The sequence below is a fragment of the Micromonospora sp. CA-248260 genome (assembly GCF_050942205.1).
Taxonomy (GTDB): Bacteria; Actinomycetota; Actinomycetes; order Mycobacteriales; family Micromonosporaceae; genus Micromonospora; species Micromonospora antibiotica.
The window spans coordinates 1,413,645-1,434,502 of the sequence record NZ_CP192021.1; the positions used below are offsets into that span (position 1 = coordinate 1,413,645).

The following is a 20,858-nucleotide window of genomic DNA, read 5'->3' on the forward strand; positions in this document are numbered from 1 at the left end:
GGAACATATGTTCGACGCGTGCCGGAGGGAGTCGGAGCCGACCGGGCCACCGCCGCGCCGCTGCCTGCCCAGCAGGCCGCCGGCCCGGTGAAGGCCCCTAGGATCAGGCCCATGGACCGGGCGACGGTGGAGCGGGCGGCGCTGGTCGCGCTGCTGCGTCAGCCCGACCTGAGCTGGGCGGACGCCGCCCACGAGGTCCAGGAAACCGGAACCGCGCTCGGCGTGCTCGCGCGGGTGGTGGGCAGGGCGGACACGCTGTTTCCCGACACCCGCACGGTCGACTCGCTCATCGAGTCGGCGGCGGGAGACCTGATGTCCTGGCAGGCTGAGGGCAGCACCGTCCGCGCCTTCTTCGACGAGGACTACCCCGCTCAGCTCCGCGACATCCGGGAGATGCCGCCGCTGTTGTTCGCCCGGGGAGCACTGCGGCCCGACCCACGTGCGATCGCGGTGGTCGGCAGCCGGGAAGCCAGTCGCCGGGGCCTGGAGGTCGCCGAATCGGTGGCCACCTCGCTGGCCCGGCGGGGCGTCACCGTGGTCAGCGGCCTGGCGAAGGGGATCGACACGGCGGCGCACGAGGCGGCGCTCGCAGCGGGCGGGCGCACGGTCGCGGTCATCGGCACCGGCATCCGCCGCCACTATCCCGCCGCGAACCGGTCGCTCCAGGAGCACATCGCCGAGGTGGGCCTGGTGATCAGCCAGTTCTGGCCAGACGCCGCCCCGACGAGGCAGAGCTTCCCGATGCGCAACGCCGTGATGAGCGGCTACGCCGCCGCGACCGTCGTTGTCGAGGCGGGCGAGCACAGCGGAGCCCGCATCCAGGCGCGGCTGGCTCTCCAGCACGGCCGTCCGGTGGTGCTCACCGGTCAGGTGCTGCGACACGACTGGGCGCGCTCGTTCGCCGCCCGGCCCGGGGTCCACGTCGCACACGGCACGGTGGAGCTGATAGAGGCGGTGGACGCCATCCTCGACCGGGTGCCGACCGCCCCCGAGCTGGAGGGCTTTCCTGAGCTCGCCAGCCTCTGACCCCTGGGCCAGGATCCGGGGGTACGTCGAGACCCAGCGGAACTTTCTGCGCAACCCACTGGCCGCCGGGGAACTGATCTGCCCGACCTGCCGAGGGGTTCGCAGCGCCGGCTACGCGTACTGCTACCCATGCCAGGAGCAGCAGACGGAGTCCGGCGGGCTGCTCGCAGATGTGGTCGTGCCGATTTCGTACTCCCCGCGCAGCGGCCAACACCATCACCACCTACGGTCGTACAAGTCCACCCCGGCCTCCGCACAGGCCAGGTGGAACCTGCTGGCACTGCTGCTGCTGTTCCTGAGGGATCATCTCGACTGTGCGTCCGCCGGGATGGGCGGTGCGCCGACCCACGTCGTCGCCGTGCCCAGCACCCGGGGAAAGTCGGGTCCACACCCTCTTCAGCAGCTGGTCGGCGATCGGCTGGGACTGCCCTGGCTGGCCGCCGTGCCGAATCCCCGCTACGGCCCCGACGTCCGGCGGTTCCAGCGCGACTGGTTCACGGTCCGTCTTCCCCACCTCGTAGGTCCCGTTCGACCCCTGGTCCTCGACGACACCTGGACGACTGGTTCCCGGGCGCAGTCGCTCGCACATGCGCTGAAGATTGCCGGTGCCTCGTCGGTGGGTGTCGTGGTGCTCGGCCGGCACGTCAATCCCGAACACGCAGCGTCCCGGCCCCTGCTCAGGGCCATCGAGGAGCCGGTCTTCGACCTGACGGTGTGCGCGATCGGCGGTTGATCGACTCTTTGAGAGCGGTGTAGCGGTGTTCCCGGGTGGGGATACCGCTACACCGCCGACGTGCAGTCAATCAACTCAGCCCGACGATCATCCCGCCCGGCCGGTCACTCCGGGACGCGGCGGTACGCGCCGTCGCTGGCCGAGGTCGCCATCGAGGCGTACGCGCGCAGGGCGGCGGACACCGGGCGTTGCCGGTCGAGCGGGGTGTAGGGCCGGTCCCGCTTCTCCTGCGCCACCCGGCGGGCCTCCAGCACGTCGTCAGGCACGTTCAGCGCGATCGACCGGGCCGGGATGTCGATGACGATCTCGTCGCCGGGCTCGACAAGCGCGATCAGCCCACCGGAGGCGGCCTCGGGGGAGGCGTGCCCGATGGACAGCCCGGAGGTGCCGCCGGAGAACCGGCCGTCGGTGAGCAGCGCACACGACCGGCCCAGCCCGCGCCCCTTGAGGAACGAGGTGGGGTAGAGCATCTCCTGCATGCCGGGCCCGCCCTTGGGGCCCTCGTAGCGGATCACCACGACGTCCCCGGCGACGATCTCCTTGGCGAGGATCGCCGCGACCGCGTCGTCCTGCGACTCGTAGACCTTGGCCGGGCCCCGGAAGGTCAGGCACTCGTCGGGCACCCCGGCGGTCTTGACCACGCAGCCGTCGGGCGCGAGGTTGCCGTGCAGGATGGCCAGCCCACCGTCGGCGCTGTAGGCGTGCGCCCGGTCCCGCACGCACCCCTGCGCGGCGTCGGTGTCCAGGGTGGACCAGCGGTTGGTGGTGGAGAACGGCTCGACGGTGCGCACCCCGCCGGGCGCGGCGTGGAACAGCTCGACCGCCTCCGGGGTGGGGGAGCCGCTCCGGACGTCCCAGTCGGTGAGCCACTGGGCCAGCGAGGGGGAGTGCACGGCGTGCACGTCGCGGTGCAGCAGGCCGGCGCGGTCCAGCTCACCGAGGATGGCCGGGATGCCGCCCGCCCGGTGCACGTCCTCCATGTGGTAGTTCGGCGAGTTCGGGGCGACCTTGGCCAGGCAGGGCACCCGGCGGGAGACGGCGTCGATGTCGGCGACGGTGAAGTCGAGTTCGGCCTCACGGGCGGCGGCGAGCAGGTGCAGGATCGTGTTGGTCGATCCGCCCATCGCCACGTCGAGGGCGACCGCGTTGTCGAACGCCTTGCGGTTGGCGACGTTGCGGGGCAGCACGGAGGCGTCGTCGTGGTCGTACCACCGCTTGGCGATGTCGACGACGGTGCGGCCGGCCTCGACGAAGAGCGACCGGCGTGCGGCGTGGGTGGCCAGCGTCGAGCCGTTGCCGGGCAGGGCCAGGCCGATCGCCTCGGTGAGGCAGTTCATCGAGTTGGCGGTGAACATGCCGGAGCAGGAGCCGCAGGTCGGGCAGGCGGAGCGCTCGATCTCGCCGAGCTGGTCGTCGGTGACGGCCTCGTTGGAGGAGGCGATCATGGCGTCGATCAGGTCGATCTTGGAGTGCACCACGCCCTCGATCGCGACCGTCTTGCCGGCTTCCATCGGGCCGCCGGAGACGAAGACCGTCGGGATGTTGAGCCGCAGCGCGGCCAGCAGCATCCCCGGGGTGATCTTGTCGCAGTTGGAGATGCAGACCAGGGCGTCGGCGCAGTGCGCGTTGACCATGTATTCGACCGCGTCGGCGATCAGCTCCCGGCTGGGCAGCGAGTAGAGCATCCCGCCGTGGCCCATGGCGATGCCGTCGTCCACGGCGATGGTGTTGAACTCGCGCCCCACCCCGCCGGCCTCGGCCACCGCGTCCGCGACCAGGCCACCCATGTCCTTGAGGTGTACGTGGCCGGGGACGAACTGGGTGAAACTGTTCGCGATGGCGACGATCGGCTTACCGAAGTCGTCGTCGGTCATCCCGGTGGCCCGCCAGAGGGCCCGGGCGCCGGCCATCGTCCGACCGTGGGTGGAGGTCCTCGACCGCAGCTCAGGCATGGGTACCAGTCTTGCACCGTCCGGCGGGCGGCAACCACCGCGCGCGCCGTGTCCCAACAGTTGCACACCCGGTACCCCGTGGCTGACGCCGATCCGGCACAGTTGTGGTCGTGCGTTTACCCCCGGGCATGGTCGCCGTGGCGGTGTTGAGTGGCCTGCTGGCCGCCGCCGCCACCGCACTGCTGGCCGATTCGGCCCGGCGTCGCGGCGGGCCGCACCGCCAGGCCCACCTGCTGTTCGCCCTGGCCGCCGCCGTCGCCCTGGCCACCCTGGTCGCCGGCGGCGTCGCGCTGCTCGGCGCGACCGAGCACGGGGCGCACCAGCGCGGGCGGCACCCGGGCTGGGCGTCGGTGATCGCCGGCGGCACCGCGCTGACCGGGCTGGCGTTCTGCGCCGGGCTGCTCCGGCTGCCCGGCGCGATGGTGGCCCGGGCCGCCGCCGCCCGGCTGCTGCTCGACGGGCTGGTCGTGGCCACCTCGATCTGGTTCGTCGGCTGGGTGCTCCTGTCGGAGCCGACCCGCCTGCTCGGGCCGGCAACGCCGAGCGCCTGCCCGGCGATCCTGCTCGCCTCGGTGACCGCGGCGATCACCGCCGGCCTCACCGGCATGGTGGTGGCCCGCGCCGACGGCCCCCGGACCCGCCTGGCCGTGCTCGGCACCGGCATCACCGCGACCGCCACCGGTGGTCTCGTGGTGGCCGCCGGGGTCTGCCAGGGCGGCTCGGCGATGGCGGTGACCGGGATGGCGCTGCTCGCCGTGGGCCTGCTCGCCGGGGCGTTCGCCGTGCACCGGGTCGACGCCCCCGGCCAGGTCGACATCGACCTGATCCGCCGCGACGGGGAGTACGCCTTCATCCCGATGGTCGCGATGGCCGGCTCGGCGATGTACCACCTGATGCAGGGGGGCCGGTTCGACGCGCTGGGCATCGTCGCCGGCAGCCTGGAGGGGTTCGCGCTGGTCACCCGGCAGTACCTCACCCTCAACGACGTGCGCCGCTATGCCGGCCGGCTGGCCGAACGGGAGGCGCATTTTCGTGAACTGGCCCACACCGACCCGCTGACCACCCTCGCCAACCGGCGTGGCCTGCTGCGGGAGATGCAGCGCTGCGCCGCCGAGGGGGGCGACTGCGTGCTGCTCGGGCTCGACCTGGACGGTTTCAAGAACGTCAACGACATGCGCGGCCACGACGTCGGCGACATGGTGCTCGCCGAGGTGGGGCGGCGGCTGCGGAGCAACCTGCGCCCCGGTGACCTGGCCGCCCGGCTCGGTGGGGACGAGTTCGCGGTGCTGATGCGGGGCCGCCCGGCCGACGCGGACGTGGTGGCCGAGCGGTTGCTGGGGGTCCTCGGCCGGCCGTACGACCAGGCGGGCGGGGCGGTCTTCCTCTCGGTCAGCATCGGGGTGGCCGGCCAGGGCGGCGACCCGGACGTGGTCGGCCTGCTGCGCCACGCCGACCTGGCCCTGCGCTACGCCAAGCAACGCGGCAAGAACCGCATCGAGCGCTACGACGGCAGCTACGACCGGCTGCTGACCCGGCGAACCCGGCTGGAGCACGAGATGCGCGGCGCGATCGAGCGCGACGAGTTGCGGCTGGCCTTCCAGCCGGTGGCCTCGCTGCCCTCGGTCCGGCCGGTGGGCGCCGAGGCCCTGCTGCGCTGGCACCACCCCGAGCTGGGCAACATCCGGCCGGACGAGTTCATCCCGCTGGCCGAGGAGTGCGGGATGATCGCCAAGCTGGGAGCCTGGGTGCTGCACCAGGCGTGCTGGCAGCTGTCCCGGTGGCTCGCCGACGGCCACGACGTCTGGGTCTCGGTCAACGTCTCCCCGCGCGAGCTGCACGCCCCGGAGTACGTGGTGCAGGTCGCCGAGGCGCTGCGCGCCCACCACGTACCGCCGCAGCGACTGGTGCTGGAGGTCACCGAGCACGCCGTCGCCACCGACCTCGACGAGCTGATCCGTCGGCTGACCGCGCTGCGGCTGACCGGGGTACGCATCGCGCTGGACGACTTCGGGGCGGGCTACTCGTCGCTGGGGCAGCTACGCCGGTTGCCGATCGACATCCTCAAGATCGACCACAGTCTGGTCGCCGAACACGAGCCGGTCCGTCCGGTGGGGCGGGACGGGCCGGCCTTCGCCCCGATGGTCGACATCGTCATGCGGCTGGGCCACCAGCTGGGCATGGAGGTGATCGCCGAGGGGGTCACCACCCCGACGGAGCTGGCCGCGGTGGTCGCCGCCGGGTGCCGGTTCGGCCAGGGGGCGCTCTTCGGCTGGGGGGTGCCGGCCGAGCACCTGGAGGCGATGCTGGAGGCGGCCACCTCGCCGGGGGCCCGCCCCGCGTCGGCCCCGCCGGCCCCGCCGCCCGCCCCGCGTCGACCCACCCCCTCGCCGCTGCTGCCCCGGCTGCGATCCCACCCACCGGCGACGCCGCCGGTGCCCGCACCACGCCCCGCGTACGAGGAGTCCGCGCAGGCCGGGCCGGTTGACGAGACCCCCACCGGGGACGGCGTCCCCCGTTCGTGAACCAACATGTGGGATCAGTTGACTCATCGCGTGAGATGCGTCAGGCTTGGCCCATGTCGTCGAACCGGTCGCTGCGAGTACTTACCTGAGCGCACTCTCCTGCTGTCGAGAGTGCGCTGGCCCCGTGCATCTGCACGAGGGCCGTTTTTATTGCCGTCGGAACCACCGGGGCGCGTAGTCGCCCCTGTCGCACCTGCCGTAGCAGCTCCACCCAACTCCAGCCGAAGGCCTGAACCGCCATGACGAGACCCACGCCAGAGACCCTCGCCCACTCCGCCCGGCGGGCCCGCACCGTCACCGAGCCGGCCGGCGACGCCGACCCCACCACCACGCCGCGAGGCACCGCCGCCGCGGCCACCCCGGCCGTACGGCCGTCCGGGCCGGTCCCGGTCTCCGGCGCCGGTTCACTGGTGCGGTCGCTGGAGGCCCTCGGCGTCGACGTCGTCTTCGGCATCCCCGGCGGCGCGATCCTGCCCGCCTACGACCCGCTCTACGACTCGTCGGTGCGGCACATCCTGGTCCGGCACGAGCAGGGCGCCGGGCACGCCGCCACCGGCTACGCGCAGGCCACCGGCCGGGTCGGCGTCTGCATCGCCACCTCCGGGCCGGGCGCGACGAACCTGGTCACCCCGATCGCCGACGCCTACATGGACTCCGTCCCGATCGTCGCGATCACCGGCCAGGTGGCCCGGCCGTCGATCGGCACCGACGCCTTCCAGGAGGCGGACATCCAGGGCATCACCCTGCCGATCACCAAGCACAACTTCCTGGTGCAGACCGCCGAGGAGATCCCGCAGGTCCTCGCCGAGGCGTTCCACCTGGCCGCCACCGGGCGTCCGGGGCCGGTGCTGGTGGACATCCCCAAGGACGTCCTCCAGGCGGCGACGACCTTCTCCTGGCCGCCGACGCTGGACCTGCCCGGCTACCGGCCGACCCTGCACCCGCACGGCAAGCAGATCCGCGAGGCGGCCCGGCTGATGAGCGGCGCCCGCCGGCCGGTGCTCTACGTCGGCGGCGGGGTGCTCAAGGCCGGCGCGACCGAGGCGCTGCGCCAGCTCGCCGAGCTGACCGGCATCCCGGTGGTGACCACGCTGATGGCGTTGGGCGCGTTCCCCGACTCGCACCGCCAGCACCTGGGGATGCCCGGCATGCACGGCACCGTCGCCGCGGTCTACGGCCTGCAGAAGGCCGACCTGATCGTGGCGCTGGGGGCCCGGTTCGACGACCGGGTGACCGGCCAGCTCGACTCGTTCGCCCCGGACGCGACGGTGGTGCACGCCGACATCGACCCGGCCGAGATCGGCAAGAACCGGCACGCCGACGTCCCGATCGTCGGCGACGCCAAGCACGTCATCGAGGAGCTGATCGCGGCGGTGACGACCGACCAGAAGGCCGGCCGCCGCACCGACCTCGGTGACTGGTGGCACCAGCTCGACGACCTGCGCGAGCGTTACCCGCTGGGCTACGACGAGCCCGCCGACGGCACCCTGTCCCCGCAGTACGTGATCAAGCGGCTGGGCGAGATCGCCGGTCCGGACGCGATCTACGTGGCGGGGGTCGGCCAGCACCAGATGTGGGCCAGCCAGTTCATCTCGTACGAGAAGCCGGGCACCTGGCTCAACTCCGGCGGCCTCGGCACCATGGGGTACGCCGTCCCGGCGGCGATGGGCGCCAAGGTCGGCCGGCCGGACACGGTGGTCTGGGCGGTGGACGGCGACGGCTGCTTCCAGATGACCAACCAGGAGCTGGCCACCTGTGCCCTGGAGGGCATCCCGGTCAAGATCGCCGTGATCAACAACGGCAACCTGGGCATGGTCCGGCAGTGGCAGACCCTGTTCTACGAGGGGCGCTACTCCAACACCGAGCTGGGCACCCACAAGCACCGCATCCCGGATTTCGTCAAGCTGGCCGAGGCGCTCGGCTGCATCGGCCTACGCTGCGAGAACGCCGCCGACGTCGACAAGACGATCGAGGCGGCGATGGCGATCACCGACGCCCCGGTGGTCATCGACTTCACGGTCGGCAAGGACGCGATGGTCTGGCCGATGGTCGCCGCCGGCACCAGCAACGACGAGATCATGTTCGCCCGGGGTGTCCGCCCGGCGTTCGACGAGGACGACATCTGAGATGAGTGCCCGAATCCCCGGGACCGTGCGGTGGCACGGCCCGACCGAGCGAAGCGAGACGGCGGCATGACCCTGCACACCCTGTCCGTGCTGGTGGAGAACAAGCCCGGTGTCCTGGCCCGGGTCTCCGGCCTGTTCTCCCGGCGCGGGTTCAACATCGACAGCCTGGCCGTCGGTGAGACCGAGAACCCCGACGTCTCCCGGATCACCATCGTGGTCAACGCCGACTCGTCGCCGCTGGAGCAGGTCACCAAGCAGCTCAACAAGCTGGTCAACGTACTCAAGATCGTCGAGTTGGACCCGCAGGTCTCGGTGGCCCGGGAACTGCTGCTGGTCAAGGTGCGCGCGGACCGCGCGGCCCGCGCGCAGGTGCTGGAGACGGTTGCCCTGTTCCGGGCCCGGGTGGTCGACGTGGCACCGGACACCCTCACCGTCGAGGCCACCGGCACCCCCGACAAGCTCGACGCGCTGCTGCGCGACCTGGAGCCGTTCGGGATCAAGGAGATGGTCCAGTCGGGCACGGTGGCGATCGGGCGCGGCTCGCGGTCGATCACCGCCGGCCCCTCGTTGCGCGCGGCCTGACCGCGCGCCCACCCGCCACCGCACACAGTCCACGACGGTCCGACGAGACCGCCGTACGAAAGGGAAGTCAATGAGCGTTGAGGTGTACTACGACGACGACGCCGACCTGGGCCTGATCCAGGGCCGCAAGGTCGCCGTGATCGGGTACGGCAGCCAGGGCCACGCCCACGCGTTGTCGCTGCGCGACTCCGGTGTCGACGTGGTGATCGGCCTGCCGGCGGGCTCCAAGAGCCGGCCCAAGGCCGAGGAGCAGGGCCTGCGGGTGCTCACCCCGGCCGAGGCGTCGGCCGAGGCCGACGTGATCATGATTCTGGCGCCGGACACCGCCCAGCGGTCCATCTACGCCGAGTCGATCGCCCCCAACCTCGCCCCCGGCAAGGCCGTCTTCTTCGGTCACGGCTTCAACATCCGCTACGGCCTGATCACCCCGCCGGCCGACGTGGACGTGGCGATGGTCGCCCCGAAGGGCCCCGGCCACCTGGTCCGCCGCCAGTACGTCGACGGCAAGGGCGTGCCCTGCCTGGTCGCCGTCGAGCAGGACGCCAGCGGCAACGCCTTCCCGCTCGCCCTGGCGTACGCCAAGGGCATCGGCGGCACCCGGGCCGGCGCCATCAAGACCACCTTCACCGAGGAGACCGAGACCGACCTCTTCGGCGAGCAGGCGGTCCTCTGCGGCGGCGCGGCGGCCCTGGTGCAGACCGGTTTCGAGGTGCTCACCGAGGCCGGCTACGCCCCCGAGGTGGCCTACTTCGAGTGCCTGCACGAGCTGAAGCTCATCGTCGACCTCATGTACGAGGGCGGCATCGCCCGGATGCGCTACAGCATCTCCGACACCGCCGAGTACGGCGACCTCTCCCGGGGCCCGCGTGTGGTCGACTCCCGGGTCAAGGAGGAGATGCGCAAGATCCTCGGCGAGATCCAGTCCGGCGAGTTCGCCCGCGAGTGGGTGGCCGAGGACGAGGCGGGCCGGCCGAACTTCGCCAAGTGGCGGGCCGAGGGCGCGGCGCACCCGATCGAGGAGACCGGGCAGAAGCTGCGTTCGATGATGAGCTGGGTGGACCGCCCGCTCACCGAGACCGCCTGACCCGCACCCGCCCCGCACCGGGGATCGTCCGGTCTCCGGGTGGTCCCCGGGCGGTCTCCGGGTGGTCCCGGGTGTCGCTGGCCGTCTCTGGCCGTCCCCGGCGGGCCGGCCGGCTGGGGTCGTCCCGGTCGCCGATCCGGCCGGTGCGGCCAGGGCCTCCAGCGGCGCTGAGCGGCCGGTGGGCTGAGGTGCCGTGGCTGAGGCTCCGACGGTGCGGGGTTTCCGGTGGGCTGAGCCTTCGACGGCGTCGAACTTGCGGTGGGGCCGCTGGGGGCCGTCGACTCCGCCGGGTGTGTCGCAGGCTGGCTATGTTGTCGAGTGAAGCGTTATGACTGGGTGGCATAAATATGCCGCCCAGTCATAACGCTTTCTGGGTAAACAGAGTCGAGTGGCCGCCGCCGCCACCACCACTGTCGTTGCTGCCGCCGCGACCGTCGTTGCCACCCCGCCACCGACGCGTACCGCCCGGGTGACGTCGCCCGCGCCGCCGTGCGCCGTGTGTAGTGCCGGGTTCACCTGGCGGGATGGGGTGAGCGACGCCTCATCGGGCCGAATCGGGCGGCATTACGCGCTCTGGGCCGGATGAACGGGGGATGACAGGCGTGCGACAACGCTGTGTGAGGGCCCTCACCCCGCAGACCGGGACATGCCGACCGGGGTGCCCCCTACGATCCTTGGTGAGGTGCGTGACCGGCACCTGACGGCCATGGCACGGATCGGCGCAGGGCGCATCGCGGCGCCCGGTCGCCCCGGCCGACCTAAAATACGACGTCTACGAGGACCGATGAATCCTGTCGTACTGATCGCCGAAGAACTCGCCCCCGCCGCCATCGAGGTGCTCGCGCACGACTTCGACGTGCGCCACGTCGACGGCACCGACCGCCCGGCCCTGCTCTCCGCGCTGGCCGAGGCCGACGCGGTGATCGTGCGCAGTGCCACGCAGATCGACGCCGAGGCGATCTCCGCCGCGCCGCGCCTGAAGGTGGTCGCCCGGGCCGGCGTCGGGCTGGACAACGTCGAGGTTCCGGCCGCCACCGCGCGGGGCGTCATGGTCGTCAACGCTCCCACCTCCAACATCGTCTCCGCCGCCGAGCAGGCCGTCGCGTTGCTGCTCGCCGTCGCACGTAACACCGCGAGCGCCAGCGCCGCGCTCAAGGCCGGCGAGTGGAAGCGGTCGAAGTACACCGGCGTCGAGTTGCAGGGCAAGACCGTCGGCGTGGTCGGCCTCGGCCGCATCGGCGTGCTCTTCGCGTCCCGCATCGCCGCCTTCGGCACCCGGCTGATCGCGTACGACCCCTACATCCAGCCGGCCCGCGCCGCCCAGCTCGGCGTCCGCCTGGTGGGGCTGGAGGAGCTGCTGCGGGAGGCCGACTTCATCTCGATCCACCTGCCCAAGACCCCGGAGACGGTCGGCCTGATCGGCGAGAAGGAGCTGGCGATCGTCAAGCCGGGCGTCCGGATCGTCAACGCCGCCCGGGGCGGGCTGGTCGACGAGCAGGCGCTGGCCGACGCGATCGCCGAAGGTCGGGTCGCCGGCGCCGGCGTCGACGTGTACGCCAAGGAGCCGTGCACCTCGTCCCCGCTGTTCGCCTTCGACAACGTGGTGGCCACCCCGCACCTGGGCGCGTCCACCCACGAGGCGCAGGACAAGGCCGGCCTGGCCGTGGCCAAGAGCGTCAAGCTGGCGTTGCAGGGCGAGTTCGTGCCGGACGCGGTGAACGTGCAGGCCGGTGGCGTCGTCGCCGAGGACGTCCGGCCGCTGCTGCCGCTGGCCGAGAAGCTGGGCCGGGCGTTCACCGCCGTGGCCGGCGGGGTGGCCGCCAGCGTCACCGTCGAGGTGCGCGGCGAGATCGTCAACCACGACGTGTCGGTGCTCAAGCTCGCCGCCACCAAGGGGCTGTTCAGCTCGGTGGTCGAGGAGCAGGTCACCTACGTCAACGCGCCGCACCTGGCCGCCGAGCGGGGCGTCGAGGTGGCCCTGGTCACCCAGGCCGAGACGGCGGACCACCCGAACCTGGTCACCATCCGGGGTGCGCTGCCCGACGGCCGTACGGTCAGCGTCTCCGGCACGGTCGCCCACGCCGGTGCCCGGGACGTCCTCAAGCTGACCGAGGTCGACGGGTTCGACGTGGAGATCGGCGCCGAGGGCATCCTGCTCTTCCTGCGCTACGCCGACCGGCCGGGCGTGGTCGGCACCGTCGGCACGCTGCTCGGTGAGGCCGGCATCAACATCGCCGCGATGCAGGTGGCCCGCCGGGAGGCCGGCGGTGAGACCCTGATGACCCTCACCGTCGACCAGGCGCTCGGCGCGGACCTGCTCACCTCCGCGGCCGACTCGATCGGCGCGACCGCCGCCAGCGCGGCGGACCTGCGCGACGAGTAGTCGCACCCGCACGCAGGCGCAGGGCCCGGCCACCCGGCCGGGCCCTGCGCCGTCCACACCCGACGGACTGCCGCGCGGGATCGAGCCGGTGCGGGTGCGCCGGGTCGCGGCAGGAGCGGGCGTCGGGTCAGCGGGTGACGCGGGAGGGTGGCGGGTAGACCGAGCCGTCCTGCGGGTCGAAGAGCATCAGGTCGTACTCGCCGGCCAACCGCTCGATGTCGAGCAGCACCTGGTCGTCGCAGGTCGGGACGAGGTGCAACGCCACATGGTCGGACGCCGCGTGCAACGGCGAGACCTCCCACGGGGTGCCCTGGTGGGCGGGTCGGTCGGGGTAGGACGCGGTGAGGGCCCGGTAGAAGCCCACCACCCGAGGGTCCGGATACCGCTCGCCGTGCTGCCCTTCGCGGCACCGCCGCACCGCCGCCCGGACGTCCTCGGGCGTGGCCCCGTCGTGGAGGGCCCACACGCTCAGATCGAAACTCACGGCGGACAGCGTGCCATCACGCGCTCCTGCGGGCGACACTGACCCGCCGTGATTCCCGCAGGTGGTTCGAGTGTCCGGAGGACACGGTCCGCTGTGGAGACTCTTGCGTCGAGTTGCGTCGATTCGCTAGCGTATCGGAGCGGTCACCGGCAGCGTTGGACGTCGACCCGTCTTCGGGTGACGAGGCCGAACGTCCGGCCGGCCGGCCTGCACCCCTCGAATGCGCGAGCCACGCGCACTCGTCGCTGACCGGCCCCCACGGTCGTTGCCGAGACCGTGGGGGCCGATCGCCGGCCCGTCGACCGCGCCACCCCATGGACCCCCTCCACAGGTCGGCCGACGCGCCGCGGCACCGCTCAGCGGCGCCGGTGGGCGAAGAGAGCCTGATATGCCGAGTCGGTGCGGAACCACGCCAGCCCCACCGGCCCGGCCGCGTACAACGCGGTCGCGTAGGCGTCGGCGACGGCGAGGTCCGGCCCGACGACGGTCGCGGCGACCAACTGCCGGGCCGACTCACCGGTGTGCGGGTCGACGACGTGCCCCTGCCGGCCGGTCACCCCGGAGGTGCCCACCGCGCCGGCCGTCATCTCCAGCACCAGCGGGGCCCGTCGACCGTCGGTCGGGTGGTGCACCGCCACCCGCCACGGGCCGCCGTGCGCGGCGTGGCCGCGTACCGTCAGGTCGGCGCCGGAGAGCACCGCGTAGTCGGTGATGCCGGCGGCGCGTAACCGGGCCGCGGCCCGCTCCACCGCCCAACCGTTGAGCAGGCCGCCGGGGTCGAAGCCGCCGGGCACGGCCCAGGCGTCGAACCAGCCGTCGGTGGCGGCCCGCATGGCCGCGCAGCGGTCCACCAGGTCGGTCAGCGGCGGGTACGACTCGGGGCTGATCTCGCCGCGCCGCAGCCGGGAGACCAGGCTCTCCGGCCGGTTCGGCCCGTAGGTGAGGTCGATGGCCCGTAGCTCGGCGACGGCGTCGCGCAGCGCGTCACCGACCACCCGCCGGCCCAGGTCCTCGGGGGCGTTGAGCAGGAGCGAGTATTCGGCGGTGCCGGTCCGGACGGCGTGCTGCACGGCGATCCGGCCGCCGGACGCTTCACCGGCCCGGTCGAGGCGGTGGCTGCGGGTGCCCAGGCGCAGGTCGGGGCGGCGGCGGGAGAATGTCGCCTGGTCCACCCAGCGGGTGCGCGGTTGCTCGTCCAGTCGGCCTGGCCCCCGCTGCTGCTCGGTCCGCATCACACTGCTCCTTCACCGACGGTGCCGCGGCGTCGCGACCGGTCCGTCCCGGGCCCCACGACCCGTCCTGCACCGACCCTAGGCAGTGGAGATGACCGCACCATGAATGCTGGCTGGGAGCCTGCTGAGCATTTCGCCCTCCCAGATAGTGGAAGGCTCGTACCGGGAACCGGGACGGGGACGTACCGTTCACCCCAGCGGACGAGGTGAGGAGCGGCAGGTGGCACGGATCGCGGTGGTGGCCGGGGACGGGATCGGACCCGAGGTGGTCGCGCAGGCCCTCAAGGTCCTCGACGCCGTGCTCCCCGGGGTCGAGGCGACGCAGTACGACCTCGGCGCGGCGCGCTACCACCGCACGGGCGAGGTGCTGCCCGACTCGGTGCTGACCGAGTTGGCCGGCCACGACGCCATTTTGCTCGGCGCGGTGGGCGACCCCACCGTGCCGCCGGGCGTGCTGGAGCGCGGCCTGCTGCTGAAGCTCCGCTTCGCCTTCGACCAGTACGTCAACCTGCGCCCGTCCCGGCTCTGGCCCGGCGTGCCCGGCCCGCTGGTCAACGTCAAGCCGGGTGAGGTCGACCTGGTCGTCGTCCGGGAGGGCACCGAGGGCCTCTACGCCGGTGCCGGCGGCAGCCTGCACCGGGACACCCCGGCCGAGGTGGCCACGGAGGAGAGCCTGAACACCCGACACGGGGTGGAACGGGTCATCCGGGACGCCTTCGCCCGCGCCGCCCGCCGGGAGCGGCGCAAGGTCACCCTGGTGCACAAGACCAACGTGCTGACCCACGCCGGCTCGCTGTGGGCGCGGGCGTTCGCGGCCGTCGCCGCCGAGCACCCCGACGTCGCCACCGAGTACCAGCACGTCGACGCGGCCGCCATGTTCCTGGTCACCCAGCCCCAGCACTACGACGTGGTGGTCACCGACAACCTGTTCGGCGACATCCTCACCGATATCGCCGCCGCGGTCACCGGGGGGATCGGCCTGGCGGCCAGTGGCTGCATCAACCCCACCGGGGCGTACCCGTCGATGTTCGAGCCGGTGCACGGCTCGGCGCCGGACATCGCCGGCAAGGGGGTCGCCGACCCGGTGGCCGCCGTGCTCTCCGCCGCGCTCCTGCTCGACCAGTTGGGTCACGCCGACGCCGCCGCCCGGGTGACCGACGCGGTCGCCGCCGAGCTGGCCGCCCGGACCCCGGGTGTGGCGTTGCGGACCGACGAGGTGGGGGACCGGCTCGCCGCGCACGCGGGGGCCTGATCCCGCCGGTAGCGGCCCTATCCACTGAACGACCGTTCGGGGTAGGTTTCTGGACAGCAGCTCGGTGCGTGGTTCCCGCGTGCCGTCAACCCGCAGGGAGGTCAGCGCGATGAGCGGTGGTGACATGCTCGATTTCGAGATCCGTCCGAATCCCGCGCCGGTATCCGCCGCCGAACGGGCCGCCCTGCTGGTCGACCCCGGCTTCGGCCGGGTCTTCACCGACCACATGGTCACCATCCGGTACGCCGACGGCAAGGGCTGGTACGACCCCCGGGTCGAGGCCCGCGCGCCGATCCCGATGGACCCGGCCACCGCCGTCCTGCACTACGCGCAGGAGATCTTCGAGGGGCTGAAGGCCTACCGGACGGCTGACGGCTCGATCACCATGTTCCGCCCGGAGGCCAACGCGGCCCGGTTCATCGCCTCCGCCCGGCGGCTGGCCATGCCGGAGCTGCCGGCGGAGTTGTTCGTCGAGTCGCTGCGCAAGCTGGTCGAGATCGACCGGGACTGGATCCCCGAGGGCGCCGACACCAGCCTCTACCTGCGGCCGTTCATGTTCGCCAGCGAGGCCTTCCTCGGTGTCCGCCCGGCCAACGAATACCTCTACTGCGTGATCGCCTCGCCGGCCGGCGGGTACTTCGCCGGTGGGGTCAAGCCGGTCACCCTCTGGGTCTCCCCGGACTACACCCGGGCGGCCCCCGGCGGCACCGGCGCGGCCAAGTGCGGCGGCAACTACGCCGCGTCGCTGTCCGCCCAGGCGGAGGCGATCGAGGCCGGGTGCGACCAGGTGGTCTTCCTGGACGCGGTGGAGCGCCGCTACGTCGAGGAACTCGGCGGCATGAACGTCTTCTTCGTCTATGACGACAACACCCTGGTCACCCCGCCGTTGACCGGCACGATCCTGCCGGGCATCACCCGGGACGCGCTGCTCGACCTGGCCGCCGCGTCCGGGCACCGGGTCGTCGAACGCCGGGTGAGCTTCGACGAGTGGCAGGCCGACGCCGAGAGCGGCCGGCTGAGTGAGGTCTTCGCCTGCGGCACCGCCGCGGTGATCACCCCGGTCGCCCGGGTGCGGCACCCCGGCGGCGAGTTCGTGATCGGCGGCGGTGAGCCGGGCCGGTCCACCTCGGCGCTGCGGGAGCAGTTGGTGGCGGTCCAGCGCGGCGACGCCCCCGACCCGCACGGCTGGGTGACGCACCTGAGCTGACCGGCGGCCCCCCGAGGGGGTCACTGCGGCGTGGGCGGCTCCAGCAGGTGGTCGCGCAGGGCGGCGAGCTGGGCGTCGGTGACGCCGGCGTGGCGCAGGTAGTCCTCGACCGAGCCGTGCCGTCGGCGCAGCTCGACGAGGAAGAGCGACATCGCTTCGGCGGGGGAGCCCAGGAAGGGCGCGGGCGGTGCTTCGGCCTCCGGCATGGACGCCGCCAGCCAGGCGCTGAACCGCTGGGACGCCTCGCTGCTCAGCGCGTAGTCCTCGGCGATGCGGTCGTCGTCGACGCCGAGCACCGCCAGGGTCAACGCGCAGACGATGCCGGTGCGGTCCTTGCCCGCCACACAGTGCACCAGGACGGGGGCGTTGGCGCTGTCGGCGATCAGGCCGACGGCTTCGGCCAGCCCGGCGGTGCCGGTCTCGGCGAGGTCGGCGTAGCGGTCGGCGAGGTAGCGGGCCAGGCTGGACTCCGGCTCGTGGCGGGTCAGCGCCCAGTCGGCGTGTTCGGGGTGGATGTGCCGGTAGGCCAGGCCGTCCAGGTCGGGCACCCGGCCGTCCCGGTCCACCTCGGTCGGGCGGCGCAGGTCGATCACGGTGCGGATGCCGAGGGCGCTGAACGCCTCCCGGTCGGTGCCGTCGATGCGGTGTGGGGAGTCCGACCGGTAGAGGCGCCCCCAGCGGACGGTCCGGGCGTCGTGGCCGGGATAGCCGCCGACGTCGCGGAAGTTGAACATCGCGGAGAACGGGATACGGCGGCTGTCCTCGGTGGGGTTCACCCGGACACGGTAACGGCCGGCGGGGCGTGGATGCCGCCCCGCCGGCCGTCGTCGTCGATCGACGGGTCTGGTGTCCGGGGTCTGCCGGTGCGTCGGACCGCCCGCCTGTCGCCTACCGGGCGGTGCCCGGGGGGAGGTTGCCGTAGGTGTCGTCGTAGTAGCCGCCCAGCTTGTCCCGGTAGGCCGGGTCGCTGTGGCTGGTCTCGTCGTACTCGGGGGCGGCCTTGATCTGGTCCCTGGTGCGGTCGACGTGGACCTTGCGGTCGTCGTGGTCGACCTGGTTGATGGTGCCGGCGGGGAGCATCACCTTCTTGCCGAAGATCCACGGCCCGGTTTCGACGACCAGGTAGCTGCCGCCGACCTCGTGACTCGCCTCGTCGATCTTGCCGATGCCGCCGTCGGTCGCCTCGACCTTGTAGCCGACCAGGTCGGCGTCGGTGACCCCGGCCTCGTCGCGGTAGCTCCACGGGTTGAACGCCCCACCGGGGGCGCCGCCGGCGATCGCGCCCTGACCGTCGTCGACCATCGGGTCCGTGGTGCCGTGGGCGGTGTGCGGATCGAGCCTGTCCATCGGAACTCCTGCCTCGACTGTGGTAGTCGTTATCGGAGAAAAGCGCTTCGTGTCCGCATCTGGGGTACCCGAGGGGAGACGTCCCACACATCCCGTCCCGGGATGTGGATTCTGTCTCCCAGATTCGGGTGGGAGTGGCAGAGTGGCCACCGTGACCAGCTCCGCCCGCATTATTGGCAGCTAGCGCGCCGGCCTCCCCTCCGCCGAGCGCGCAGACCTCCCGCATCCGCGGGGGGTCTTTTTGTTGCCCCCCGCAAGGTTCGACGGTCCGAAGAAAGGGACTCGCGATGACGTTCCAGGTCTACGACACCACGCTGCGCGACGGCGCCCAGCGCGAGGGGCTCAGCTACTCGGTGATCGACAAGCTGGCGGTGGCCCGGCTGCTCGACGAGTTCGGCGTCGGTTTCATCGAGGGCGGGTGGCCGGGCGCGGTGCCGAAGGACACCGAGTTCTTCCGCCGCGCCCGCACCGAGCTGGACCTGCGGCACGCCCTGCTGGTCGCGTTCGGTGCCACCCGCAAGGCGGGGATCGCCGTCGCCGACGACCCGCAGGTGCGCGCGCTGCTCGACGCGCAGACCCCGGCCGTCGCCCTGGTCGCCAAGGCCGACATCCGGCACGTCGAACGCGCGCTGCGCACCACCGGCGCGGAGAACCTGGCGATGGTCCGGGACACGGTCGCCCACCTGGTCGCGCAGGGGCGGCGGGTCTTCGTCGACGGTGAGCACTTCTTCGACGGGTTCCGGCACGACCCGGCGTACACCGCCTCGGTGGTCGAGACCGCGCTCGCCGCCGGGGCCGAACGGTTCGTGCTCTGCGACACCAACGGCGGGATGCTCCCGTCCCGGGTGACCGCCGCGATCGCCGACCTGACCGCGCGGACCGGGATCGCCCCGGAGCTGTTCGGCATGCACGCCCAGAACGACACCGCCTGCGCGGTGGCCAACACGATCGCGGCCGTCGAGGCCGGGGTCCGGCACGTCCAGGGCACCGCCAACGGGTACGGCGAACGCCCCGGCAACGCCGACCTCTTCGCCGTCGTGGCGAACCTCCAACTCAAGCTCGGGCTGCCCGTCCTACCCGACGGCTGCCTGGAACAGATGGTGCGGGTCTCGCACGCCATCGCCGAGATCGCCAACATCGCCCCCGACACCCACCAGGCGTATGCCGGGGCCGCCGCCTTCGCCCACAAGGCGGGGCTGCACGCGAGCGCGATCAAGGTCGACCCGTTGCTCTACAACCACGTGGACCCGTCGGTGGTGGGCAACGACATGCGGATCCTGGTGACCGAGATGGCCGGCCGGGCCAGCATCGAGCTGAAGAGCCGCGAGCTGGGTCTTGACCTGGCCGGCCATCCGGACGCCGTGTCGAAGGTGACCACCCGGGTCAAGGAGTTGGAGGCGGGCGGCTGGTCGTTCGAGGCCGCCGACGCGTCGTTCGAGCTGCTGGTCCGTTCCGAGCTGCCGGACGCCGCCCCGGTGCGACCGTTCGCGCTGGAGTCGTACCGGGTGCTGGTGGAGCACCGGGAGGACGGTGCGGTGGTCTCCGAGGCGACCGTGAAGATCCGGGTACGCGGTGAGCGGGTGATCGCCACCGCCGAGGGCAACGGACCGGTCAACGCCCTCGACGAGGCGCTGCGGGTCGGGCTGTTGCGGTACTACCCGGAGCTGCGCCACTTCGAGCTGGCCGACTACAAGGTGCGCATCCTGGAGGGCACCCACGGCACCGGGGCGGTGACCCGGGTGCTGGTGGAGACCGCCGACGGGACCGGCCGCGACTGGACCACCGTCGGTGTGCACCCCAACGTGGTCGAAGCCTCCTGGCACGCCCTGGTCGACGCCCTCACCTACGGCCTGGACCGGGCCCGGGTCTGAGCCGCCGCCCCGGCCTCAGCGGGTGGGCAGCCGCAGGGTGGCCAGCACGGCACGGTGGTCGGTGGCGGGCACCCGGTGGATGGTGACCGCGCTGACGGCGATCCGGCGGTCGACCAGGACGTGGTCGATGGTCACCGGCGGGATCGGGGTGCCGTCGTACGGGCCCCAGGTGCCCACCAGGCCGGCCCCGACGGCGTCGGCGGCGTCCACGTAGCCGCTGGCCAGCAGGGCGCGCAGCGGGGCGTGGTCGAGGGTGGCGTTGAAGTCCCCGGCGAGGATGCCGAGCTGCCCGTCGGGGGTGGCGCGCGGCTGGCCGGCCAGGTCGGTGCGCCACTCGCCGACCACCTCGACCGACCAGGGTGCCGCCGGGTGGGCCGACTCCACCCGCAGCGGGGGTGCGTCCGGCACCGCCACCGTCGCGTACGCCTGGGTGAACGCGAAGCCGGCGTTGCGGCGGAAGCCGCCGTCGGAGAGCGGGAAACGGGCGTAGAGCCCGGAGCCGGTGGTGCCCACCTCCGGGTTGAGCTGGCGGTGGGGGAGCAGGCCGGCGAGGCCGGCCCGGTCGAGGGCGTCGCGCGCCGCCGGGGTGAACTCCTGCACGGTGAGCACGTCCACCCGGTGCCGGCGGACCAGCTCGACCAGGGTGGCCGCGTCGGCGCCGCCCTTGAGCAGGTTGGCGGTGAGTAGCCGCAGCTCGGGCCCGTCGACCGTCGGCTGCCCGGTGGGCAGGGCGCGGGGTGCCACCGCCCCGACCAGGGCCAGTGCCGCCACCGCCGCGGCCACCGCCGGCCACCGGCGTCGCAGGGCGAGGGTCAGCGTCAACACCAGCAGGCTCCACCCCGCCACGTACGGGGTGAACGCGAGCGCCTGCACCAGCGGGCCCCGGTCCAGCCCGGCGAGGCGGACCACCGCCCAGGCGAGGCCGGGGGCCACCGCCAGCCAGCAGAGCAGGGTGGCTGCGGGGCGACGGGTGGTGGGCGGCGTCAGGCTCGTGAGCACGGCGGTCAGCCTAGTGACCGACGCCGTCCGCAGCGCCCCGGCACCCATTCGTGAATGG

Annotated in this window: 16 protein-coding genes; 10 read left to right on the top strand and 6 right to left on the bottom strand. The window is 72.8% G+C overall.

Annotated elements, in window-relative coordinates:
- The first annotated feature begins 111 nt into the window (after nucleotides 1–111).
- Together ACQP2H_RS06515 and ACQP2H_RS06520 are read left to right on the top strand one after the other, a co-directional pair.
- Nucleotides 112–1,026, top strand: coding sequence for a DNA-processing protein DprA (locus ACQP2H_RS06515; protein ID WP_363820437.1), 915 nt, complete (start codon nucleotides 112–114; stop codon nucleotides 1,024–1,026).
- A 178-nt stretch (nucleotides 1,027–1,204) separates the two neighbouring features.
- Complete coding sequence (locus tag ACQP2H_RS06520) at nucleotides 1,205–1,759, top strand: phosphoribosyltransferase (RefSeq protein ID WP_363820435.1); 555 nt, start codon at nucleotides 1,205–1,207, stop codon at nucleotides 1,757–1,759.
- 104 nt (nucleotides 1,760–1,863) lie between these two features.
- Here ACQP2H_RS06520 and ilvD read toward each other — a convergent pair whose 3' ends face one another.
- A complete protein-coding gene (ilvD, locus tag ACQP2H_RS06525) occupies nucleotides 1,864–3,711 on the bottom strand; it encodes a dihydroxy-acid dehydratase (protein ID WP_357534648.1) in 1,848 nt (615 codons plus the stop codon).
- Between the two features lie 110 nt (nucleotides 3,712–3,821).
- Between ilvD and ACQP2H_RS06530 the strand changes: the two genes are divergently transcribed.
- The 5 genes from ACQP2H_RS06530 to serA all read left to right on the top strand — a co-directional run bounded on the left by ACQP2H_RS06530 (nucleotide 3,822) and on the right by serA (nucleotide 12,408).
- Nucleotides 3,822–6,233 carry a putative bifunctional diguanylate cyclase/phosphodiesterase gene (locus tag ACQP2H_RS06530; RefSeq protein WP_357534646.1) on the top strand — a complete coding sequence of 804 codons (2,412 nt, stop codon included), beginning with the start codon at nucleotides 3,822–3,824 and terminating at the stop codon, nucleotides 6,231–6,233.
- A gap of 239 nt (nucleotides 6,234–6,472) precedes the next feature.
- A complete protein-coding gene (locus tag ACQP2H_RS06535) occupies nucleotides 6,473–8,359 on the top strand; it encodes an acetolactate synthase large subunit (protein WP_219468102.1) in 1,887 nt (628 codons plus the stop codon).
- A gap of 66 nt (nucleotides 8,360–8,425) precedes the next feature.
- Nucleotides 8,426–8,941, top strand: coding sequence for an acetolactate synthase small subunit (gene ilvN, locus ACQP2H_RS06540; RefSeq protein ID WP_208567278.1), 516 nt, complete (start codon nucleotides 8,426–8,428; stop codon nucleotides 8,939–8,941).
- 70 nt (nucleotides 8,942–9,011) lie between these two features.
- The gene (ilvC, locus tag ACQP2H_RS06545; protein WP_219468105.1) at nucleotides 9,012–10,025 is read left to right on the top strand and encodes a ketol-acid reductoisomerase; all 1,014 of its coding nucleotides are present in this window, start codon (nucleotides 9,012–9,014) and stop codon (nucleotides 10,023–10,025) included.
- A 784-nt stretch (nucleotides 10,026–10,809) separates the two neighbouring features.
- Entirely contained in the window at nucleotides 10,810–12,408 is a 1,599-nt protein-coding gene (serA, locus tag ACQP2H_RS06550) for a phosphoglycerate dehydrogenase (RefSeq protein ID WP_208567276.1), read from the top strand.
- 127 nt (nucleotides 12,409–12,535) lie between these two features.
- Here the strand turns inward: serA and ACQP2H_RS06555 are convergent, their stop codons facing one another.
- Both ACQP2H_RS06555 and ACQP2H_RS06560 read right to left on the bottom strand, forming a co-directional pair.
- Complete coding sequence (locus ACQP2H_RS06555; RefSeq protein WP_219468109.1) at nucleotides 12,536–12,892, bottom strand: hypothetical protein; 357 nt, start codon at nucleotides 12,890–12,892, stop codon at nucleotides 12,536–12,538.
- Between the two features lie 356 nt (nucleotides 12,893–13,248).
- Nucleotides 13,249–14,124 (bottom strand): FAD:protein FMN transferase, encoded by an 876-nt coding sequence (locus ACQP2H_RS06560; RefSeq protein WP_219468113.1) that lies wholly within the window; start codon nucleotides 14,122–14,124, stop codon nucleotides 13,249–13,251.
- Nucleotides 14,125–14,344: 220 nt separating this feature from the next.
- On the opposite strand from ACQP2H_RS06560, the gene ACQP2H_RS06565 reads away from it, so the two are divergent.
- Both ACQP2H_RS06565 and ACQP2H_RS06570 read left to right on the top strand, forming a co-directional pair.
- Complete coding sequence (locus ACQP2H_RS06565) at nucleotides 14,345–15,376, top strand: 3-isopropylmalate dehydrogenase (RefSeq protein WP_433231621.1); 1,032 nt, start codon at nucleotides 14,345–14,347, stop codon at nucleotides 15,374–15,376.
- A gap of 109 nt (nucleotides 15,377–15,485) precedes the next feature.
- Nucleotides 15,486–16,583 carry a branched-chain amino acid aminotransferase gene (locus ACQP2H_RS06570; RefSeq protein WP_219468119.1) on the top strand — a complete coding sequence of 366 codons (1,098 nt, stop codon included), beginning with the start codon at nucleotides 15,486–15,488 and terminating at the stop codon, nucleotides 16,581–16,583.
- Between the two features lie 20 nt (nucleotides 16,584–16,603).
- On the opposite strand, the gene ACQP2H_RS06575 is transcribed toward ACQP2H_RS06570, so the two are convergent.
- Nucleotides 16,604–17,317 carry a tyrosine-protein phosphatase gene (locus tag ACQP2H_RS06575; protein ID WP_433233463.1) on the bottom strand — a complete coding sequence of 238 codons (714 nt, stop codon included), beginning with the start codon at nucleotides 17,315–17,317 and terminating at the stop codon, nucleotides 16,604–16,606.
- 154 nt (nucleotides 17,318–17,471) lie between these two features.
- A complete protein-coding gene (locus tag ACQP2H_RS06580; protein WP_433231624.1) occupies nucleotides 17,472–17,930 on the bottom strand; it encodes a PRC-barrel domain-containing protein in 459 nt (152 codons plus the stop codon).
- Between the two features lie 287 nt (nucleotides 17,931–18,217).
- Here ACQP2H_RS06580 and cimA point away from each other — a divergent pair, with 287 nt between their 5' ends.
- Entirely contained in the window at nucleotides 18,218–19,801 is a 1,584-nt protein-coding gene (gene cimA, locus ACQP2H_RS06585) for a citramalate synthase (RefSeq protein ID WP_208567269.1), read from the top strand.
- Between the two features lie 15 nt (nucleotides 19,802–19,816).
- Here cimA and ACQP2H_RS06590 read toward each other — a convergent pair whose 3' ends face one another.
- Nucleotides 19,817–20,752, bottom strand: a complete 936-nt coding sequence (locus ACQP2H_RS06590; protein ID WP_433233465.1) for an endonuclease/exonuclease/phosphatase family protein — start codon at nucleotides 20,750–20,752, stop codon at nucleotides 19,817–19,819.
- Between the last annotated feature and the right edge of the window lie 106 nt (nucleotides 20,753–20,858).